Below are 21,581 nucleotides of genomic sequence, written 5' to 3' on the forward strand. Positions count from 1 at the left end.
TCAGCGGTCACCCAACCGCAGTTTCGGTCGAGCGGAGGTCATTTTGAGCCAGTCCACCATGCCCACCGGGATCGGTTCGCCGTCCCCGCTCCAGCGGCGCCTGTGGTTCCTCGAGCAGCTGGAGTCGGCGGGCGTCTCGTACGTCACGCCGTATGCCGTGCGGCTGCGCGGGCGGCTGGACGAGGGTGCGCTGACCGAAGCGCTCGGGGAGCTGCTCGCCCGCCACCCGGAACTCGGGCTGCGGTACGTCGACCGCGATGGCGCCCCGGTCGCGATCGGGGCGCCCGCACAACGGCGCGTACCGCTGTCCCGGGTCGCGGTCGGCGAGGGCGAGCTGGACCGGCTCGCCGGGCAACTGCCGTTGCCGGACGACGAGAGCGGCCTGGCGGCGACCCTCGCGGAGGTCGGCCCGGACGACCACGTCCTCGTGCTCGCCGTGCACCAGTCGGCGGGCGGCGGCGCCACGGCCGCCGGGCTCGCCGCCGAACTGGGCGCCCTCTACGCCGGTGACCCGGCGCCCGCCGCCCCGATCGCGCCGCGCGGCGGCGACCGGGAACCGTCCGCGCGGTGGCGCGAACGGCTGGCGGCCACTCCGCCGCAGGACGTGCCCGCCGACGGCACCCGTCCCCCGGTCTGGCAGGCGAGCGCCGAGGCGGTGCCGTTCGACCTTCCCGCCGAGTTCGCCGCGCTCGCCGGTGACGATCCGGCCGCGTACACCGCCGCCGCGCACACCCTGCTCGCGCGGCACAGCGGGCGCTGGCACGGTGTCGTCGGACTGGGCCTGCCGGGCCGTACCGTCCCGCTCCCCCTCGATCTGCCCGCCGCGGAACCGTTCACCGATCTGGTCCAGCGCACCGCCGCGGAACTGGACGAGGCCGGTGGCGCCGATGCGGAACGGCTCGCCGAGGACCTGGCCACCGGTACCGATCTCTCCCGCAATCCGCTCTTCGGCGTCCTCGTGGAACTGGTCGACGAGGTCCCGGTGCGGTTCGGCGAACTGCGCGTGGAACCGTTCTTCGTCCGGGCCCGGGTGAGCCGGTACGACCTCGTGGTCCGGGTGCGCCGCCACCCGGACGGCCACCACACGGGCGAACTGGAATTCCCCACCGCGCTGCTGAACCGGGCGGGCGCGCAACGGCTCGCCGCCCGCTTCGCCACCCTGTGCGCGAGCGCCGCCGCCGATCCCAAGACCGCCGCGAACCGGCTCGCGCTGCTCCCCGGGACCGAACGGGCGGCGGCGCTTCCCGGCGCGAACGACAGCGCGATGCACATCCCCGAAGCCGCCGTGCACGAGCTGATCGCGGCCCAGGCGAAGCGCAACCCGGACATGATTTCGGTGCGGTGTGGCGAGGAAACGCTCACCTACCGCGAACTGCTGGCCCGCGCCGACGCGCTGGCCGCGCATCTGCGGGCACTCGGCGCCCGGCCCGGTGACCTGGTCGGGGTCGCGGTCCCCCGCGGGCTGAACCTGATCCCCACGCTCCTCGGCGTGCTCGAAGCCGGGGCCGCCTACGTCCCGCTCGATCCCCACCACCCGGCGGACCGGCTCGCGCACATCCTCGACGACGCGGGGGTGCGGTTCCTGGTCACCACCGACGCCGTCCACTCCGGACTGCCGCCGACCTCGGGGCGGATCGTCCGGCTCGCCGAGGTCGCCCCCGCGGACCGCGCCGTCGAACGGCACGCGCCCGCGCCCGGCGATCTGGCCTACGTCATCTACACCTCGGGGTCGACCGGGCGGCCGAAGGGCGTCATGGTGCCGCACGGCGCGCTGACGAACTTCCTGTGGTCCATGCGCAACCGCCCGGGCATCCCGGAGGGCACGGCCTTCCCGGCGGTGACCACGGTTTCGTTCGACATCGCGGCGCTGGAGCTGTTCCTGCCGCTGGTCGTCGGCGCCTCGGTGGTGGTGACCGAACGCAACGAGGCCCGGGACCCCGACCGCCTCGCCGCCCTGCTGTCCAAAACAGACGCCCGGATCATGCAGGCGACCCCGGTGACCTGGCGCCTCCTGCTCGACTCCGGCTGGAACCCGCCGGAGGGCTTCACCGCCCTGTGCGGGGGCGAGAAGCTGCCGCCGGAACTGGCCAAGCGCCTGTGCGCGAGCGGCGCGCGGCTGTGGGATCTCTACGGGCCGACCGAGACCACCATCTGGTCCTCGACCGCCCTGGTGGCCGACGGCGAGGTGCGGGACTTCGACGCGGTCGCGAACACCACGTTGTACGTCCTGGACGACACCCTGGAACCGGCGCCGCTCGGCGCGGCGGGCGAGCTGTACATCGGCGGCGCCGGAGTCGCGCGCGGCTACCTCGGCCGCCCCGGGATGACCGCGGAACGGTTCGTCCCCGATCCGCACGGCGACGAACCGGGCGCGCGGCTGTACCGCACCGGGGATCTGGCGCGGCGCCACCCGTCCGGGCGGGTCGAGATCCTCGGCCGCACCGACGACCAGATCAAGATCCGCGGGTTCCGGGTCGAGCCGGGCGAGATCGAACGCGTGCTGACCGCCCACCCGGGCGTGCGCGCCGCGGTCGTCCGCGCGGTCGCCGGGGCCACCGGCGATCTGCGGCTGGTCGGGTACATCTCCCCCGATCCCGCGGCGCCGCATCCGACGCCCGGGAAGCTCTACATCCACTGCGCGCGGATGATCCCGGACTACATGATCCCCGCGCAGTTCGTGACCGTGGAGACGTTCCCGACCACGCCGAACGGCAAGATCGACCGGAACGCGCTGCCCGAACCCGCGGCCGCGCCGCCGGTGACCACCACCGGCCGGGCGCCGCGGACCCGCGCCGAGCGGACGGTCGCCCGCGTGCTGGCCGACGTGCTCGGGATCGCCGCGATCGGCGCGGAGGACGACTTCTTCGCCCTGGGCGGGCATTCCCTGCTCGCCACCCGCGCGATGAGCCGCCTGCGCACCGAGTTCGACGTCGACCTCTCGGTGACCGCGCTGTTCGAGGCCCGCACGGTGGCCGGGCTCGCCCGGCGGCTGGCGGCCGCCTCCGGTTCCGCCACGCCGGTGACCCCGGCGCCGCGGACCGGTCCGCTGCCGCTCTCCTTCGCCCAGCGGCGGCTGTGGTTCCTGGATCAGCTCGAGCCCGGCAGCACCGAATACGCCGAACCGTTCGCGGTGCCGCTGCCCGGCCCGCTCGACCTCGACGCGGCCCGCCGCGCGCTCGGCGTGTTGCTGGAACGCCACGAGATCCTGCGTACCCGGTACCCGACCGGCCCCGACGGCGATCCGGTGCAGATCGTCGACCCGCCCGCGCCGGCGGAGCTGACCGTGGAGCGCGCGGACCCCGGCCGGGTGTTCGCCGAGGAACTCGCCCGCCCCTTCGACCTGGCCGCCGGTCCGCCGGTCCGGTTCCGGCTGGTCGAAACGGAAACCGGCGAGCACGCGTTGCTCGTCGTCGCGCACCACATCGCCACCGACGACCGTTCGCACGAGGTGTTCGCGCAGGAGTTCACCGCGGCCTATCGGGGCCGGGCCCTGCCGCCGCTGCCGGTGCAGTACGCCGATTACGCGGTCTGGCAACGCGATCGCCTCACCGGCGACGTCCTGGACCGGGAACTGGGCTTCTGGCGGGATCGGCTCGCCGGGCTCGAGCCGACCGAACTGCCGACCGACCGGCCGCGCCCCGCGGTACGCGATCCGCGCGGCGCGACGCTGCGGTTCACCGTCCCGCCGGAACTCGCGAGCCGCCTGAACGAACTCGGCCGCGGCCGGGACGCGACCCCGTTCATGACCTATCTCGCCGCGTTCTCCGCGCTGCTCGGGCGGTACACCGCGCAGACCGATCTCGCGATCGGCGTCCCGGTGTCCGGCCGGGACCGTCCCGAACTGGAAGGACTCCTCGGGTTCTTCGTCAACACCATCGTGCTGCGTCCGGACCTGTCCGGGGATCCGGACTTCGCCGAACTGCTGACCCGGGTCCGCGACACCGCGATCACGTCCTACGCGCACGACGGGCTGCCCTTCGAACTGCTCGTGGAAGACCTCGCCCCGCACCGGGATCTGTCCCGGAACCCGTTGTTCCAGATCCTGTTCGCGATGCACGAGCAGCCGCCCGAGCCCGGCTTCGACCGGCCCGACATCGCGGGCGCGAAGTTCGATCTGGGCTGCCACCTCACCGATCGCGCCGACGGCGGCCTCGACGGCCGGATCGAGTACGCGCGGGCGCTGTTCGACGCGGACACGATCGCCCGGTTCGCCGACCACTTCCGCCGCCTCCTGCACGCGATCGCCGAGGCGCCGGACCTCCCGGTGAGCCGGATTTCCCTGTCCGAAGGGGAAACCCCCGAGGTCCCCGCCGCACCGCTCACCCGCGCGGACACCGTGCACGGGCTGATCGCCGCGCGGGCCGCCGAGACGCCGGACGCCGTGGCGGTCACCGGCAACGGGCGCTCGCTCACCTACCGGGAACTGGACACCGAGGCGAACCGGCTGGCGCACCGCCTGATCGAACTGGGCGCGGGCCCGGGCGAGTACGTCGTGATCCGGCTGCCGCGCACCGCCGAGCTGATCGTCGCGTTCCTCGCCGTGCTCAAATCCGGCGCCGCCTACGTCCCGGTGGATCCGGGCCATCCGCGCTCCCGCTTGTCCGAGGTTCACGAGGACACCGGCGCCCGGCTGCTGATCGCGGAGTCCACGGTGCGCACCACGGCGACCCTGATCGCCGTCGACGACCCCAACGAGCGCGCCCGGTGGCGCACGTCGGCCGATCCCGGCGTGCGACTGTCCACTGAGGACCTCGCGTACGTGGTGTACACGTCCGGTTCGACCGGGCGGCCGAAGGGCGTCATGGTGCCGCACGGCGGCCTGGCGAACTACGCCCTGTGGGCGGCCCGGGAACTGCGCCCGGAAACCGGCTCGCCGCTGCACTCCTCCACCGCGTTCGACCTCGCCCTCACCGCGCTGTACCCGACGCTCGTCGCCGGGGGCCCGCTCACCCTGGTCGGCGGCGACGACGCCGGGGTGGACTCGCTCGCCGAGGTGCTCCACACCCGGTTCGGCCTGGTGAAGCTGACCCCGACCCACCTCGACCTGCTCACCCGCGTGCTGCCCGCCGAAACGCTCGCCGCGGCCGCGGACTGCCTGGTGCTGGGCGGCGAACAGCTGCGCGGCGAGCAACTGCTGCCGTGGACCCGGCACGCGCCGGACACCCGGATCGTCAACAGCTACGGGCCGAGTGAGACGACCGTCGCCTGCGGCGTGCACGTGGCCCGGGCCGGTGACCTCGCCGCGGGCCCGGTGCCGATCGGCCGCCCGCTGCCCGGGGTCGCCCTGCACGTGCTCGACGAAGCGATGAACCCGGCGCCGGTCGGCGTTCCCGGTGAACTCTTCGTCGGCGGGATCGGCGTCGCACGCGGCTACCTGGGCAACCCGGGGCTGACCGCGGAACGGTTCGTCCCGGATCCGTACGGCGAGCCGGGCGGTCGTCTGTACCGCACCGGCGACCTGGTCCGCCGCCGCGCGGACGGGAACCTGGAGTTCCTCGGGCGCCTCGACCAGCAGGTGAAGATCAGCGGTTTCCGGATCGAGCCCGGTGAGATCGAGGCGGCCCTGACCGAGCACCCGGGTGTCCGGGCCGCGGCCGTGATCGCCGCCGAGGTCGGCGCGGGCGACCGGCGCCTGGCGGCCTACCTGGTCGCGGACGGGGAACGGCCGGAAATCCCGGAGCTGCGGGATCGCCTGGCCCGCCGCCTGCCCGCGCACATGGTCCCCGGGCTGTGGGGCTGGCTCGATGAGCTTCCCCTGCTGCGCAACGGAAAGCTGGATCGGCGGGCGCTGCCCGCGCTCACCGCCGAAGCCGGAACCGAGTTCGTGGCGCCGCGCACCCCGGTCGAACGGGCGATCGCGGAGATCTGGACCGAGGTGCTCGGCGTCGAGCGGATCGGTGTGCACGACGGCTTCTTCGCCCTCGGCGGCCAGTCCCTGCTCGCCACCCGGGTCGCTGCCCGGTTGCGGGAACGGTTCGGGGTCGCGGTGCCGGTCCGCGATCTGTTCACCGCGCAGACCGTGGCCGCGGTGGCCGAACTCGTCGAAACGGCCCCGGACGCCACTCCCCCGATCCGCCCGGTGCCGCGCACCGAACCGCTCCCGCTTTCCTACGCGCAGCAGGGTTTGTGGCTGCTGGACCAGCTCAACCCGGGCAGCGTCGACTACCTGGTGCTGACCGCCTTGCGGCTGCGCGGCCCGCTCGACGTCCCCGCACTGGAGACCGCGCTGTCCCGGATCGTCGAACGGCACGAGATCCTGCGCACCCGCTACGCACCCGACGCGGACGGCGTACCGGTCCAGCTCGTCGATCCGCCCGCACCGATCCGGCTCGTACCGGAAACCGGTGACCCGCAACGGGTCCTGGCGGACGAGCTGGACCGCCCGGTCGATCTGACCAGCGGCCCGGTCCTGCGCGCCCGGCTGCTCAAGATTGCCGACGACGAGCACGTGCTGAGCCTGCTCGTGCACCACATCGCCGCCGACGGCTGGTCGAACGGCGTGCTCGCGGCCGAACTCGACGCTGCCTACCGCGGCGAAGAACTGCCGGAGCTCCCCGTGCAGTACGGCGACTTCGCCGCCTGGCAACGGGACCGCCTGTCCGCCGGGAACACCGAGGCGGATCTGGCGTTCTGGCGCGACCGGCTGGCCGGGCTCGAACCCACCGAACTGCCCGGGGACCGGCCCCGCCCGCCGCTGCGCGATCCGCGCGGCTCGTTGCTGCGCTTCAGCGTGCCGCCCGCGCTCGCGAACCGGGTCGCCGAGTTCGGCCGGGACCGCGGCGCAACTCCGTTCATGACCTACCTGGCCGGGTTCTTCGCCCTGCTCGCCCGCTACACCGGCAAGACCGACCTCGCCGTGGGCACCCCGGTCGCCGGCCGCGACCGGCCCGAGGTGGACGGGCTCATCGGCTACTTCGTCAACACGATCGTGCTGCGCTGTAATTTGTCCGAGGTATCCTCTTTCGCCGAACTGGTCACCCGGGTCCGCGAACTGGCCGTGGACGCGTACGCGCACGGCGAGTTGCCCTTCGAGAAGCTGGTCGAGGACCTCGCCCCGGACCGGGACCTGTCCCGCAACCCGCTGTTCCAGATCCTGTTCGCGTTCCGCGAGGAGGGCGAGGAACGGTTCCGGCTGTCCGGTGTGGACGTCACGCCCGAACCGGTGCCGTGGCGGACCTCCAAGTTCGACGTGATCCTCGAACTCACCCGGCGCCCCGACGGCGGCCTGGACGGGGTGCTCGAGTACGCGACCGCGCTGTTCGACCGGGCGACCACCGAGCGCCTGGCCGAGCACTACCTGCGGCTGCTGACCAACGCGGTGCGCGAACCGGAAACCGCCACCGGGCGCCTGGAAATCCTGGGCTCGGCGGAACGCCGGGCGATCGTGCACGACTGGAACGACACCGCCGGGGAACTCGGCGGCTGCGTGCCGGAGCGGATCGCGGCTCAGGCGGCCCGCACCCCGGACCGCATCGCGGTGGTCAGCGACGCGGAAACCCTGACCTACGCCGAACTCGACGCCCGGGTCAACCGGCTCACCCACCACCTGCGGGCCGAGGGCATCGGCGCGGAGGACGTGGTGGCCGTGTGCCTGCCGCGCCGGGTCGACCTGGTCGTCGCGATCCTCGCGGTGAACCGGGCCGGGGCGGCCTACCTGCCCCTGGACCCGGACCACCCGGCCGAGCGGCTCGCCTACATGCTCGAAGATTCCGCGGCGAAACTGGTGATCGCCGACGCAGAACCGGTGCCGGGCACCCCGTTCCTGCGGCCCGACGACGAGGCGATCGCACGCCGGTCGCCGGACCCCGAACCGTTCACCATCGACCGGGACACCCTCGCCTACGTCATCTACACGTCGGGTTCGACCGGGAAGCCGAAGGGCGTGGCGCTGCCGCACCACGGGATCGCCAACCAGATCAAGTGGAAGACCGAGGGCGTCGGCATCCTGCCCGACGACCGGGTGCTGCTGAAGACCGCGATCACGTTCGACGCTGCGGGCTGGGAGATCTTCGCCCCGCTCGTGCTCGGCGCGACCGTGGTGGTCGCCCCGCCGGGCGTGGAACGGGATCCCGCCGCCATGGTCGAGACCATCGTCCGGCAGCGGGCCACCGTGCTGCAGGTCGTGCCGTCGTTCCTGCGCCCGATCGCGGACGAGCCGCGGGTCGGCGAATGCCGGTCGCTGCGGATGATCTACTCGGCCGGGGAGGCGCTGCCCGCCGAGGTCTGCGAACGCCTGCAGGCCGCCCTGCCGGACACCGAACTGATCAACGGTTACGGGCCGACCGAGGCCTCGATCGAGGTGACCTCGTGGACCTACCGCGAGGGCGACACCGGCATCGTCCCGATCGGCTACCCCGGGTTCAACACGCGGATGGCCGTGCTCAGCCCGGACGGCGATCTGGTGCCGATCGGCGTGCCCGGTGAGCTGTACATCGCCGGGGAAAGCCTGGCGCGCGGCTACCTGGGGCGCCCGGACCTCACCGCCAAGGCGTTCGTCCCGGACCCGTACGGCCCGCCGGGCTCGCGGATGTACCACACCGGCGACCTGGCCCGGTACCGCGCGGACGGCGCGCTGGAGTACCTCGGCCGGATCGACCACCAGGTGAAGATCCGCGGGGTGCGCGTCGAACTCGGCGAGGTCGAGTCCGTGCTGTCCGAGCATCCCGCGATCGCCGCGGCCGTGGTCACCACTCCCCCGGGCCCGGACGGCCAGCCCTGGCTGGTCGCCTACCTCGTCCCGGTGGCGGAGGCGCCACGGGACGCGGAACTGCGCGAGTACGTGCTGGACCAGTTGCCCGAGCCGTACCTGCCCTCGGTGTTCGTCACCCTCGACGCGTTACCGCTCGCGCCGAGCGGCAAGATCGACCGCAACGCGCTGCCGGTGCCCGACGGAACCCGGTCCGAAGAGGACTTCGTCCCGCCGCGCACGCCCAACGAGGAACTGGTCGCCGGGGTCTGGGCGGAGGTGCTCGGGCTGGACGCGGTGAGCGCGGCCGACGATTTCTTCGAACTGGGCGGGCACTCCCTGTTCGCCAGCCGGGTGACCAACCGCCTGCGCGCGGTGGCCGGGCTCGAGCTGCCGGTCCGCACGGTGTTCGAGAACCGGACGGTCGCCGCGCTCGCGGCCGTGCTCGACGGGCGGGCGGCGCCGGAGGCTTCGGGGGCCATCACCCCGCGCACGGACAGCGGCCCGCGGGCGTTGTCCTTCGCCCAGCAGCGGCTGTGGTTCCTCGACCGGCTCGCCCCGGGCGGCGCGGAATACCACATGACCTGGGCGCTGCGGCTGAGCGGCCCGCTCGACGTCGAGGCGCTGACCGGCGCGCTGCACGATCTGTTCGCCCGGCACGACGTGCTCCGGACCCGGTATCCCGAGGACGAGAGCGGCAATCCGATCCAGGTGGTCGAACCGGTCACCCCGGTCCGGCTGCCGGTGACCGAACTCGCCGACGAGGGCCGGTTGCCGTCGCTGATCCGGGCCATCGCCGAGCGGCCGTTCGATCTGGCGAGCGAGGTCCCGGCGGGCCCGCACCTGATCCGGCTCGGCGCCGAGGAGCACGTGTTCCTGCTGGTGCTGCACCACATCGCCTCCGACGGCGAATCGGAACGGGTGATGACCGCCGAGTTCCAGGAGCTGTACCGGGCCCGGGTCGAGGGCCGGCCCGCCGGGCTGGTTCCCCCGGCGCTGCAGTACGCGGACTACGCGGCCTGGCAGCAGGAGCGGATCACCGGTGCCTTCCTGGAGCGCGAACTCGCCCACTGGCGGGAAAAGCTGGCCGGACTGGCACCGCTTGAGCTGCCGACCGACCGGCCGCGACCCCCGGTCCGCGACGGCCAGGGGTCCACTGTGGACTTCCATCTGCCCGCCGAGATCGCCGAACCGCTGGTGGCGCTGGGCGCCAGGCGGGGCGCGACGCCGTTCATGACCTTCCTGACCGTGTTCGGCGCGCTGCTGCACCGCTACACCGGCGGTACCGACCTGGCCATCGGCACCCCGGTCGCCGGGCGCGGCCGCCCGGAACTGGAGAACCTGATCGGGTTCTTCGTGAACACCGTGGTGCTGCGCTGCGTTTTGTCCGGGGAATCCTCTTTCGCCGAGGCGCTGGACCGGATCCGGGACACCGCGCTGGACGCGTTCGGCCACGACGAGCTGCCGTTCGAGCGGCTGGTCGAGGACCTGGCGCCGCAGCGCGATCTGTCCCGCACCCCGCTGTTCGACGTGATGTTCGAGGTCGTCGGCGCGCCGCAGGACGAACCGCGGCTGCCCGGGATCGAAGCGCGCCGGATCACCGCGGAACGCACCACCGCCAAGTTCGAACTCACGCTGGCGCTCACCGCGGACGGCGAGGGCGGCTACCACGCCGAACTGGAGTACGCCACCGCCCTGTTCGACCGGTCCACAATGGACCGGCTGGCCGGGCACTTCCGCACCCTCGCGGAAAGCGCCGCCGCCGAGCCGGATCGCCCGATCAGCCGCCTCGAGCTGCTGACCGGACCGGAACGGACCACCCTGCTGCAGGACTGGAACGCGGTCAGCAAAGCGGACCCGGGCGAGTACCTGCCCGACGCGTTCGCCGCCCAGGTCGCCCGGACCCCGGACGCGGTCGCCGTCGACGACGGGACCGAACGGCTCGGCTACGCCGAACTGGACGCGCGGGCCGAGGCACTGGCCCGGCGGCTGGTGGTGGCGGGCGCCGGACCGGAAATCCCGGTCGGCGTCTACCTGGAACGCTCGGCCGTCGCGGTCATCGCGTGGCTGGCGGTGCTGAAGGCCGGAAGCGTCTACGTCCCGCTGGACACCGCGCAACCCGCCGACCGGCTCGCCTTCCTGCTGGACGACCTGGACGCCCCGATCGTGGTCACCGAGGACCGGCTCCTCGAGCAGCTCGGCGAAGTGCGGCCGGAAGTGCTGACCGTCGAGGGCGAAGGTCCGCTCGGCGAGCTGCCGCACGGCGATCCGGACCAGGCCGCGTACGCCATCTACACCTCCGGTTCGACCGGCCGGCCCAAGGGCGTGCTGGTTTCGCACCGCGCCTACGCCCACCACTGCCGGGTCATCGCCGGGGAGTACGACATCAATCCCGGCGACCGGGTGGTGCTGCTGGCCGCGCTCACCTTCGACGTGGCGATGGACCAGCTCGCGGCGACCCTGCTGGCCGGGGCGACCCTGGTGATCGGGCCGAAGCGGTTCTGGGCCCCGGCCGAACTGCCGGACCGCCTGGCCGAACTCGGCGTGACGCACATGGAGATCACCCCGGCGTACTACCGCGAGGTGATGGCGACCGTGTCCCGCCGCGACCCCCGGCTGGCCCGGCTGCGCCTGATGAACGTGGGCAGCGACGTGATCACCGGTGACGACGCCCGGCAGTGGGCGGCCACCGAACTGGACGGCCGGTTCCTGTGCACCTACGGCCCGACCGAGGCCACGGTCACCTGCGTGACCCATCCGGTGACCGCGACCGAGCACGCGGAGGCGGCCCTGCCGATCGGCCGCCCGGTGCCCGGAACCCGGGCATACGTCCTGGATCCCGCGGGCAATCCGGTGCCGGTCGGCGTCCCCGGGGAGCTGTGCCTCGGCGGCGTCCGGCTCGCCCGCGGTTACCTGCGGCGGCCCGGGCTCACCGCGGAACGGTTCGTGCCGGACCCCTTCGGCGACGAACCCGGTGCGCGGCTCTACCGGACCGGCGACCTGGTCCGGTACCGGCCGGACGGCGCGATCGAGTTCCTCGGCCGGATCGACACCCAGGTGAAGGTCCGCGGGTTCCGCATCGAACTCGGCGAGATCGAGGCCGTCCTGGCCGGGCACCCCGCGGTCCGGGCCGCCGCGGTGGCCGCACCGGAGATCACCCCGGGCGACCGCAGGCTGGTCGGATACGTGGTGCCCCAGCCCGGAACCGAGGTCTCGGCGGGCGAACTGCGGTCCTTCCTGCGCGGCCGCCTGCCCGAGTACCTGGTGCCCGGGCTGTGGACGACGCTCGACGAGCTGCCGCTGACCGCCAGCCGAAAGGTGGACCGGCGGGCGCTGCCGGTGCCCGATCCGGCGGTCACCGACACCGGGCGGGACCAGGTGGCGCCGCGGACCGAGGTCGAGGAGGCGATCGCCGAGGTCTGGACCGAGGTGCTCGGGGTGCCGAAGACCGGGGTCGAGGACGACTTCTTCGAACTCGGCGGGCATTCGCTGCTGGCCACCCGGGTGATGGCGCGGCTGCGGGACCTGTTCGGCCTGGACATCCCGCTGCGCCTGTTCTTCGAGGCCACCACGGTCGCCACGCAGGCCGAGGCGCTGGAGGCCCTCGCCGAGGCCGAGGTCGCGGACCTGCCGGAAAACGAAGTCCAAGCTCTCTTCTCGCAAGCGGGGGACCATGAGTTCTAAAGAAGCCAGCGCCGGCGCCAAACTGCTGCGCAGCCGCCTCAAGCAGCGCGCGACCGCCCGCGACACCGCCATCCCCGCCCAGCCGCGCGGTGGCCCGCTCCCGCTTTCCTTCTCCCAGCAGCGGTTGTGGGCACTGGACCGGCTCCGCCCCGGCGGCACCGACTACCTGGTGCCGATCGTCCTGCGCCTGAGCGGGCCGCTGTCGCCGCCCGAGCTGACCCGCGCCCTGGCGGATCTGGTGCGCCGCCACGAGATCCTGCGCACCCGCTATGCCACCGACGATTCCGGCGAGCCGGTGCAGATCATCGAGGACGATCCGCACCTCCCCGTCGACTTCACCGATTTGTCCACAAAGGACAACATCGATCTGGAGGCGGTGCTCGCCGAGGAGGCCTGGAAACCGTTCGACCTGGCCACCGGGCCGGTGCTGCGCGCGCGGCTGATCCGGCTCTCGCCCGAGGAACACGTGCTGGCGATCATCGTGCACCACATCGCGATGGACGGCTGGTCGGCCACTGTCCTGGTGCGCGAGCTGGAGGCGCGGTTCGCCGGGCGGGACCTCCCGCCGCTCACCGTGCAGTACGCGGACTTCGCGGCCTGGCAGCGCGAGCAGCTCTCCGCGGAACGCACCGCGCACACCGTCGAGTACTGGCTCAAGCACCTGGAAAGCCTGCCGCCGCTGGAACTGCCGACCGACCGGCCCCGCCCGGCCGTCTGGGATCCGCGCGGGGACACGATCCGGTTCGAGATCCCGGCCGAGGTGGGCGACCGGGTCGGCGCCCTCGCCCGGGAGAACCAGGCCACCCCGTTCATGGCCTACCTCGCCGCGTTCTGGGCGCTGCTCTCGCGCTACACCGGACAGGACGATTTCGCGGTGGGCACCCCGGTCGCGGGCCGCACGCACACCGAAACCGAGGCGATCGTCGGCATCTTCATCAACATGCTGGTGCTGCGCGCCGATCTGAGCGGCGACCCCACGTTCCGCGAACTGCTCGGCCGCGCCCGGACCTGCGCGATCGACGCGTTCGCGCACCAGGAGGTGCCGTTCGAACGGCTGGTCGCCGAACTGGCCACCGACCGCGACCTGTCCAGCCACCCGCTGTTCGGCGTCAACTTCGTCATGCAGAACACCGAACCGGTGCGGTTCGCCGCGGGCGGGGTGACCGGCGAGGAGATCGAAATCGCTTCGCGCAGCGCGAAGTTCGATCTGACCTGGACGCTGGAGGAACGTCCGGACGGTTCGGTCGCGGGCGAGGTCACCTTCGGCCACGCCCTGCTCGACGCGGCCACCGCCGAACGGATGGCCCGGCACTACGTCCGCCTGCTCCAGGCCGCGGTGACCGACCCCGGCCGCCGGATCGGCGATCTCCCGCTGCTGAGCGAGAACGAACTGCGCGACCTGGTCCGCGGCCCGGTGTCCGCCGCGCCCGACGGGCCGTGCCTGCACGAACGGTTCGCCGAACAGGCCCGGCGGAACCCGGACGCGCTCGCATTGACCTTCGAAGGCGAGCACCTGACCTACCGCGAACTCGACACCCGGGCCAACCAGCTCGCGCACCAGCTGCGCGCGCTCGGCGCGGGCCGCGAGGAGCTGGTCGGCGTCTGCCTGCGCCGCGGCGCGAACACGATCGTCGCCATCCTCGGCGCGCTCAAGGCCGGTGCGGCGTACCTGCCGCTGGACCCCGACCACCCCGCCGAACGGATCGCCTACATCCTGGAGGACGCGGGCGCGCGGGTGGCGGTCACCGAGCAGGCGCTCACCGACCGGGTTCCGGCGCTCGACGAGGTCCTGGTCCTCGATGACCCCGAGCAGAGCGCGGTGCTCGCCGCGCTGCCCGCCACGGCGCCGGAAACCGGCGCGCATCCCGGCGATCTGGCGTACGTGATCTACACGTCCGGTTCCACCGGCCGCCCCAAGGGCGTGCAGGTGACCCACTCGAACGTGGTGCGGCTGCTCACCTCCACCGAGGAGGAGTACCGGTTCAACTCCGACGACGTCTGGGTCCTGTTCCACTCCTACGCGTTCGACGTGTCGGTGTGGGAGATCTGGGGCACCTTCCTCTACGGCGGCCGCCTGGTCGTGCCGTCCTACGAGGTCACCCGCTCGCCCTGGGATCTGGTCCGGCTGCTCGCCGACGAGGGCGTGACCGTGCTCAACCAGACCCCGTCGGCCTTCCGCGTCCTGGTCGAACTGGCCGAGCGCGGCGGCGATCCGGCACTGGACCGCCTCCAGCTCCGGTACGTCATCCTCGCCGGTGAGGCGGTGGACGTGGCCACGCTGAAACCCTGGTGGGACCGGTTCGGCGACACCGCGCCGCTGATCGTCAACAAGTACGGCATCACCGAGACCACCGTGCACGTGACCTACCGGCCGCTCCGGCTGTCCGATCTGGACGGTGATCGCAGCCCGGTCGGCCACCCGATGCGCGACCTCACGATGTACATTTTGGACGGCAACCTGCGCCCGGTCCCGGTCGGCGTGCCCGGCGAGATCTACGTCGGCGGCCCCGGGGTGACCCGCGGCTACCTGGACCGCCCGGCGCTCACCGCCCAGCGCTACGTCCCCGATCCGTACGGCCCGCCGGGCGCGCGGCTGTACAAGTCCGGCGACAAGGCCCGCGTGCTGCCGAACGGAGACATCGGCTTCCTCGGCCGGTTCGACCACCAGGTGAAGATCCGCGGCTTCCGGATCGAACTGGGCGAGGTCGAATCCTGCCTGTCCGGGCATCCGGACGTCGAGGCCGCGGTGGTCGTGGTGCACGAATCCGCACCGGGCGACCGGCGCCTGGTCGCCTATCTGCACCCGAAGGACAGCGCCCAGCTCACCCCGGCCGACATCCGCGCCTACGCCGCGCAGGAGCTGCCGAGTTACATGGTCCCGGCGATCTTCATGCTGGTGCCCAAGCTCCCGCTCACGGTGAACGGCAAGGTCGACCGGCGGGCGTTGCCAAGCCCCGAGGGGGCGCGCCAGGAACCCGAACAGGGTTACGTGGCCCCGCGCACCGCCGCCGAACGCGCGGTCGTCGAGGTCTGGTCCCGGATTCTCGGGATCGCGCGGATCGGCATGCACGACAACTTCTTCACCCTGGGCGGCGACTCCATCCGGGCCATCCGGCTGGTGGGCGCGCTGCGCGAGGCGGGGCACGAGTTCTCCGTGCAGGACCTGTTCCGGCACCAGACGATCGCCGAGCTGGTGCGGGGTGGCGGCGAAACGACCGCGGAGGAGACCGGCACCGCGCCGTTCTCCCTGCTGCGCGAGGAGGACCGCGCGGCGCTGCCGGGCGGGCTGGCCGACGCGTACCCGATGTCCATGGTCCAGGTCGGGATGATCTCCGAGATGGTCGCCGACCGGCGGCGGAACCTGTACCACAACATCACCAGCTACCTGATCCGCGACGAGGAGCCGTTCAGCCTCGACGCCCTGCGCGCGGCGATCGACACCGTGGTGTCCCGGCACGAGGTGCTGCGCACGTCGTTCGACCTGACCTCGTACCGCGAACCGCTGCAGCTCGTGCACCGGGCCGCGTCGATGCGGCTGGGCTGCGACGATCTGCGCGGGAAACCCGAAGCCGAACGGGAAGCGGTGCTGCGGGAGTTCCGGGAAACCGAGCGGGCGGAACCGTTCGACCTGGCGAACGCGCCGCTGGTGCGCATCCACGTGCACCGGGTCAGCGACGACCGGTGGTTCCTCAACTTCACCGAATGCCACTCGGTGCTCGACGGCTGGAGCCACAACTCGCTCATCACCGAACTGCTCGCCTGCTACCGCGCCCTGCGCGCCGGACAAGCGCTGCCCGCGAATCCAGCACCCGAGGTGCGGTTCGCGGACTTCATCGCGGCGGAACGGCGTGCCCTGGCCGACGCCGGGCACCGCGAGTTCTGGGCGGACCGCCTGGGCAGCGCCGATCAGCTGACCATCCCCGCGTCCTGGGCCGATCCGGACGGCGAACCGTTCTACGAGCTGACCCTGCCGATCGGCGACCTGGAACCGAAACTGCGCGAGCTGGCGGACACCGCGAACGCGTCGCTGAAGGCCGTGCTGGTCGCGGCGCACACCGCGGTGTGGGCGGAACTCACCGGGCGCCGCCCGTTCTTCTGCGGCCTGGTCGGCAACGGCCGGCTCGAGGTCGAGGGCGGGGACCTGGTTCGCGGGATGTTCCTGAACACCCTGCCGTTCGTGGCGCCGACCGGACCGGGCACCTGGCGGGAGCTGGTGCGGGCCGCGTTCGCGGAGGAAGTCGAGGTCTGGGGCCACCGCCGCTTCCCGATGCCCGCGATCCAGCGCGCGTTCGGCGACGGCACCCGGCTGCTCGAGGTCGTGTTCAACTACCTCGACTTCCACATCCTCGACCGCGAGGCCGTGGACACCGCGGGCAGCGTGGACCTGTCCCCCAACGAGTTCTCGCTCGAGGTCTCGACCCAGCCGGGACAGCTGGTGTTCTCCGCGCAGTCGCAGTGGATCGGGCGCGCGCACACCGAACTCCTCACCCGCCTGTACCGCCGGGCCCTGGAAGCGATGGCCGCCGACCCCGACGGGAATGTCCGAAGTGGACTCATCACCGAGGAGGAGTCGCTGCTGCGCGCGCATCCCGGTGACTTCCTCAAACCGGTGCTGCCGCGCACCAGCCGGCCCCGGACGAGTTCCGCGCACGTCGCGCCGAGCGGTGACGCCGAGGAGACGCTCGCCGCGGTGTGGGCGCAGGTGCTCGGGCTGGGCCGGATCGGCGCGACCGACGACTTCTTCGCACTCGGCGGGGATTCGCTGCTGATGATGCGGATCATCATCCGGCTGCGCGAGGAACACGGGATCGAACTGGCGTTCCGCGATTTCGTCGAGCACCGGACCGTCCGGGCCATCGCCGCGCACGCGACCGGCGGCGCCCAGCGCCCGGCCCTGGTGTGGCATACGAAAGCCGGGGAGAAGCCGACGCTGTTCTGCGTGCACCCCGGCGGCGGGAGCGCGCACTGGTACCAGCACCTGGCCGACGCCTTCGCCGGGGACCGCCCGCTGGCCGCGTTCGAATGGCCCGGGCTCAACGGCACGCCCGAGTCGCCGCGCAGCGTCGAGGCGACCGCCGCGCGCTACCTCGCCGAACTGCGGGCGGCCCAGCCACACGGCCGGTACCACCTGCTCGGCTGGTGCGGTGGCGGCGGGATCACCTGGGAGATGGCACGCACGCTGCGCGCCGAAGGCGAGGACGTGCACCTGGTCCTGATGGACCCGGTCGCCGTCTCGGCGGACGGCACCCTGCCGCGCGCGGCGGATCTCGACCTCTTCCGGCGCGGCGAGGCGCTGTGCGAGGTGCTGCGGCGGAACGACGACGCCGAGGCGCGCGCCGAACTCGGCGACATCCTGCGCGAGGTCATCGAGGACGACCGCGGCACCCCGCTGCGCGCCGAGGACATCGGGCCGCAGTGGCTGGCCCGGCTGCGCACCTGGCGGGAACTGGTGGAGGTCGAACGCGCCTACCGGTTCGCCGGATACCCGGGCTCGCTGGACCTGATCGTGTGCGACGAACTGGTCAGCGGCGAACACGTGGCGATCGTCGGGCAACCGTACGACGACTACGTGCGGAACTGGTCCGCGCACACTTCCGGTGAACTGCGGATCCACCGGATACCCGGCGACCACCTCGGCGTCCTGCGCCCGCCGCATGTGGCGGCGCTGCACGAGGTGCTCACCGGTCTGCTCGACGGGAAGGAACAGCAGTGACGGACAAACCACTGGTCGTGGTGCTCGGCGCCTCGGGCTTCCTGGGCACCGCGGTCACCGCCGAACTCGCCGACCGGCCGATCCGGCTGCGGCTGGTGGCCCGCCGCCCGGCGACGGTCCCGGTCGGCGCCAAGGCGGAAACCGAGGTGCGCACCGCGGACCTCACCGCACCCGGCGCGCTCGCGGACGCGGTCGCCGGGGCCGACGCGGTGATCCACCTGGTCGCCCACATCACCGGCGCGTCCACCTGGCGGGTCGAGGAAGGCGACACCACGGCCAACCGGGTCAACCTCGGCCTGGTGCACGATCTGATCGACGCGCTCCGCGCGCAGCGGCGGGACGGCCCGCCCCCGGTGGTCGTGTTCTCCGGATCCCTTTCCCAGGTCGGCAAACCCACCGGCCCGCGGATCACCGGCAGCGAGTTCGACGAACCGGCGAGCGAGTACGACCGGCTGAAGCTCGCCGCGGAACAGGCGTTGCGCGACGCCACGACCGACGGTGTGGTGCGCGCGTGCACGCTGCGCCTGGCCACGCTGTACGGCCAGGGCAACGGGCCGCTCGACCTGGAACGCGGCGTGGTTTCCGCGATGATGCGCCGCGCGTTCGCCGGGGAGCCGCTCACCATGTGGCACGACGGCACGGTCGCCCGCGATCTGGTCTGCGTCGACGACGTGGCCCGCGCGTTCGCGGCGGCGCTGGACCACGCGGACGCGCTCGCCGGGCGGCACTGGCTCATCGGCACCGGGGAGTCCACCGCCATCGGCGATCTGTTCGCCGCGATCGCCGACGCGGTCGCCGCGGTCACCGGGCGGCCGCCGGTGCCGGTGGAGTCGGTGGAATCCGAACACGCCGGCGCCTCCGATCTGCTGGACTTCGTCGTCGGTTCGACGGCGTTCGGGGAGACCACCGGCTGGTCGCCCCAGGTGTCCCTGCGCGCGGCACTGCACCGCGCGGCCGTCGCGAGACACGCGGCGAACGAGAACTGACCGCATATTCCCGATCCGAAAGACCCGCTGCCGTGTCACATCCCGAACCGACCGAAACCCACCACCGCACCCGGCGCCAGGTCCTCGCCGGGGCCGCGGTCGCCGTACCCCTGACCTTCCTGCCCTGGCCCGGAATCGCCGGCGCCGCCGGGCCCGAGGCCGAGATCTCGCTCGCCGGGCTGCGGTTCCTCACCCGGCACGAGGCGGCCGTGCTCGTCGAAGCGACCGCCCGCCTGGTCCCCGGGCCGACCGACGATCCCGCCGAGGCGGGGCATCCGGGCGCGCGGGAAGCCGGTGTCGTGCACTACCTCGACGCGCTGCTGTCCGCTTTGGACTACGCGCCGGAGCGCGTGCACTCCGGCGGCCCGTGGAGCGACCGCAACGGCGGCGGCGTCAACTTCCTGACCCGGTTCGTCCCGCTCACGCACGCCCAGCGCATCGCCTGGACGCAGCGCATCGGCGACTGGCGCCGCCGGTACCGCGAAGGCGTCAAACTGCTGGACACCCTGGCGCAGGGCGACTTCGCCCGCGCCACGGCCGAGACCCGCGACCAGGTTCTCGCCGATCCGCGGGCCGCCGAGTTCGTCGAACTGCTCTTCGGCCACACCTGCGAGGGCATGTACGGCAATCCGGAGTACGGCGGCAACCGGAACCTGTCCGGCTGGCGGGACATCAAGTTCCCCGGGGACAGCCAGCCGCGCGGCTACACCCCGGACGAGGTGCGCCGGTCCGACGGCCCGGACCCGGTGGAGAAGAGCCCGATCGTCGACGACTTCCTCAAGTTCCTCGCTGACCCGCCGGAAGGATCCTGATGACACGCAAGGCAATCGTGATCGGCAGCGGGGCGGGCGGTTCGATCGCGGCGATGACCCTGGCCGAGGCGGGCTGGGAAGTGACCGTCTACGAGAAGGGCCCCAACTACTTCACCAACCTGGAAGGTCCCGGGCCGGTCGGCACCGCGTTCTCCAACGACGAGGTGAAGAGCAAGTTCCGCAACTTCAACACCCCGGACCCGCTGATCTACCCCCAGACGTTCCGCAGCTCGGAGGCGGAACCGGTGGCGCACGTCGGCATGGTCAGCGCGCTGCCGCAGCTGGTCGGCGGCGGCACCATGCACTGGGACGCCAAGGTTCCCCGGTTCTGGGACATCGACTTCCAGGCCCTGTCCGCGGACGGCCCGGTGCCCGGCGCGGATGTGCAGGACTGGCCGTTCGACTACGCGGAACTCGCGCCCTACTACGACGAGGTCGAGGCACTGCTCGGGGTGCAGGGCGACGCGGACGCGTTGTCCGAGGTCAGCAAGAAGCACGCGCCGCGCGCCAAACCGTACGCGATGGGCCCCGGCCCGCAGCAGCACGCGTCGCTGATCACCGCCGAGGGCGCGCGCAAGATCGACCTGCACCCCTCCCCCATCCCGGCCGCGATCAACTCCCGGGCCCGCGACGCCCGGCCCGCGTGCAACAACTGCGGATTCTGCGCCGGCTACGGCTGCACGACGCAGGCCCGCGGCAGCGCGCTCGACCCGCTGCGCCGGGCGCTGCGCACCGGACGCGTCGATCTGGTGCCGGACACCATGATCACCAAGGTGGTGCTGCGCGGGAACCGGGCGTGGGGCGTCGAATGGGCCCGCCCCACCCCGCACGGGCTCAAACGCGGCAAGCAGGGCGCGGACGTGGTGGTGATGGCCGCGTCGGCGATGGAGACGGTCCGGCTCGCGCTGCTGTCCGGGCTCCCGAACGCCAGCGGCCGGATGGGTCAGCGGCTGATGCTGCACTCGGTGCTGGACTGGTGGGGCATCTTCCCCGGCGAACGGCTGCACACCCACCGGGGCCGGTCGGCCACCCAGTTCCTGGAGGACTTCAACGACCCCGATTTCGGGGACGTCCGGGACTTCGCCAAGCAGAACGGCCTGCCGTACGTGCGGGGCGGGATGGTCGAACTCGGGCTCGGTTCGGATCCGATCATCGAGGCCAACACCTACCGCGCGCACCTGAAGACCCTGCGCCCGGGCAAACCGTTCGGCGCGGACTTCAAGCGGATGATGCGGGCGAGCCTGCTGCGCGACCGGTTCGTGCGGATCGCCATGGTCGGCACCGATCTGCCGTACCGGACGAACACCGTCACCCTCGACCCCGAGGTGAAGGACGTGCACGGGCTGCCGGTCGCGCGGATCACCTACGCGGTGGGCAAGCACGAGAACCTCGCGCAGGAGTACTACCTGCCCTGGCTCGCCTACCTGCTGGAGCAGGCGGGCGCCGAGTTCAGCACGCGCACCGGGCGGACCAGCGTGGTGCCGGACAGCATCCACATCCTCGGCGGCATGCACCTGGGCGCGGATCCCAGGACCAGCGTCTGCGATCCGTACGGCCGGGTGCACGGCACCGACAACGTCTTCGTGACCGACGGCTCGACCGCGGTCACCTCGGGCGGCCACAACCCGACGCTGACCCTGATGTCGGTGGCGCTGCGCTCCATGCGACACCTGGTGACCTGAGTAACCGAAAACTGGGGA

General features: G+C 72.6%; 5 protein-coding genes. All 5 read left to right on the forward strand.

Annotation, left to right across the window (positions count from 1 at the left end):
* Window positions 1-43: 43 nt before the first annotated feature.
* Genes FXO23_RS35235 through FXO23_RS35255 form a run of 5 tightly spaced genes read left to right on the forward strand, consistent with a single transcriptional unit; the run spans window position 44 to window position 21,563 of the window.
* On the forward strand, window positions 44-12,370 hold the full coding sequence (locus FXO23_RS35235) for a non-ribosomal peptide synthetase (RefSeq protein WP_158890374.1): 12,327 nt from the start codon (window positions 44-46) through the stop codon (window positions 12,368-12,370).
* The gene (locus FXO23_RS35240; protein ID WP_158890375.1) at window positions 12,360-18,083 is read left to right on the forward strand and encodes a non-ribosomal peptide synthetase; all 5,724 of its coding nucleotides are present in this window, start codon (window positions 12,360-12,362) and stop codon (window positions 18,081-18,083) included. Before FXO23_RS35235 ends, FXO23_RS35240 begins: the two co-directional genes overlap by 11 nt.
* A complete protein-coding gene (locus FXO23_RS35245; protein WP_158890377.1) occupies window positions 18,080-19,069 on the forward strand; it encodes an NAD-dependent epimerase/dehydratase in 990 nt (329 codons plus the stop codon). Before FXO23_RS35240 ends, FXO23_RS35245 begins: the two co-directional genes overlap by 4 nt.
* 32 nt (window positions 19,070-19,101) lie before the next feature.
* Window positions 19,102-19,881: a gluconate 2-dehydrogenase subunit 3 family protein gene (locus FXO23_RS35250; protein WP_158890379.1), complete on the forward strand. Its 780-nt coding sequence runs from the start codon at window positions 19,102-19,104 to the stop codon at window positions 19,879-19,881.
* A complete protein-coding gene (locus tag FXO23_RS35255) occupies window positions 19,881-21,563 on the forward strand; it encodes a GMC oxidoreductase (protein WP_158890385.1) in 1,683 nt (560 codons plus the stop codon). Before FXO23_RS35250 ends, FXO23_RS35255 begins: the two co-directional genes overlap by 1 nt.
* Window positions 21,564-21,581 lie beyond the last annotated feature (18 nt).

The organism is Amycolatopsis anabasis (genome assembly GCF_009765355.1).
Classification (GTDB): domain Bacteria; phylum Actinomycetota; class Actinomycetes; order Mycobacteriales; family Pseudonocardiaceae; genus Amycolatopsis; species Amycolatopsis anabasis.

Excerpts from the sequence above, each read along its gene's own strand:
- FXO23_RS35240 (WP_158890375.1), top strand. The coding sequence starts at position 12,360 with ATGAGTTCTAAAGAAGCCAGCGCCGGCGCCAAACTGCTGCGCAGCCGC.
- FXO23_RS35255 (WP_158890385.1), top strand. The coding sequence starts at position 19,881 with ATGACACGCAAGGCAATCGTGATCGGCAGCGGGGCGGGCGGTTCGATC.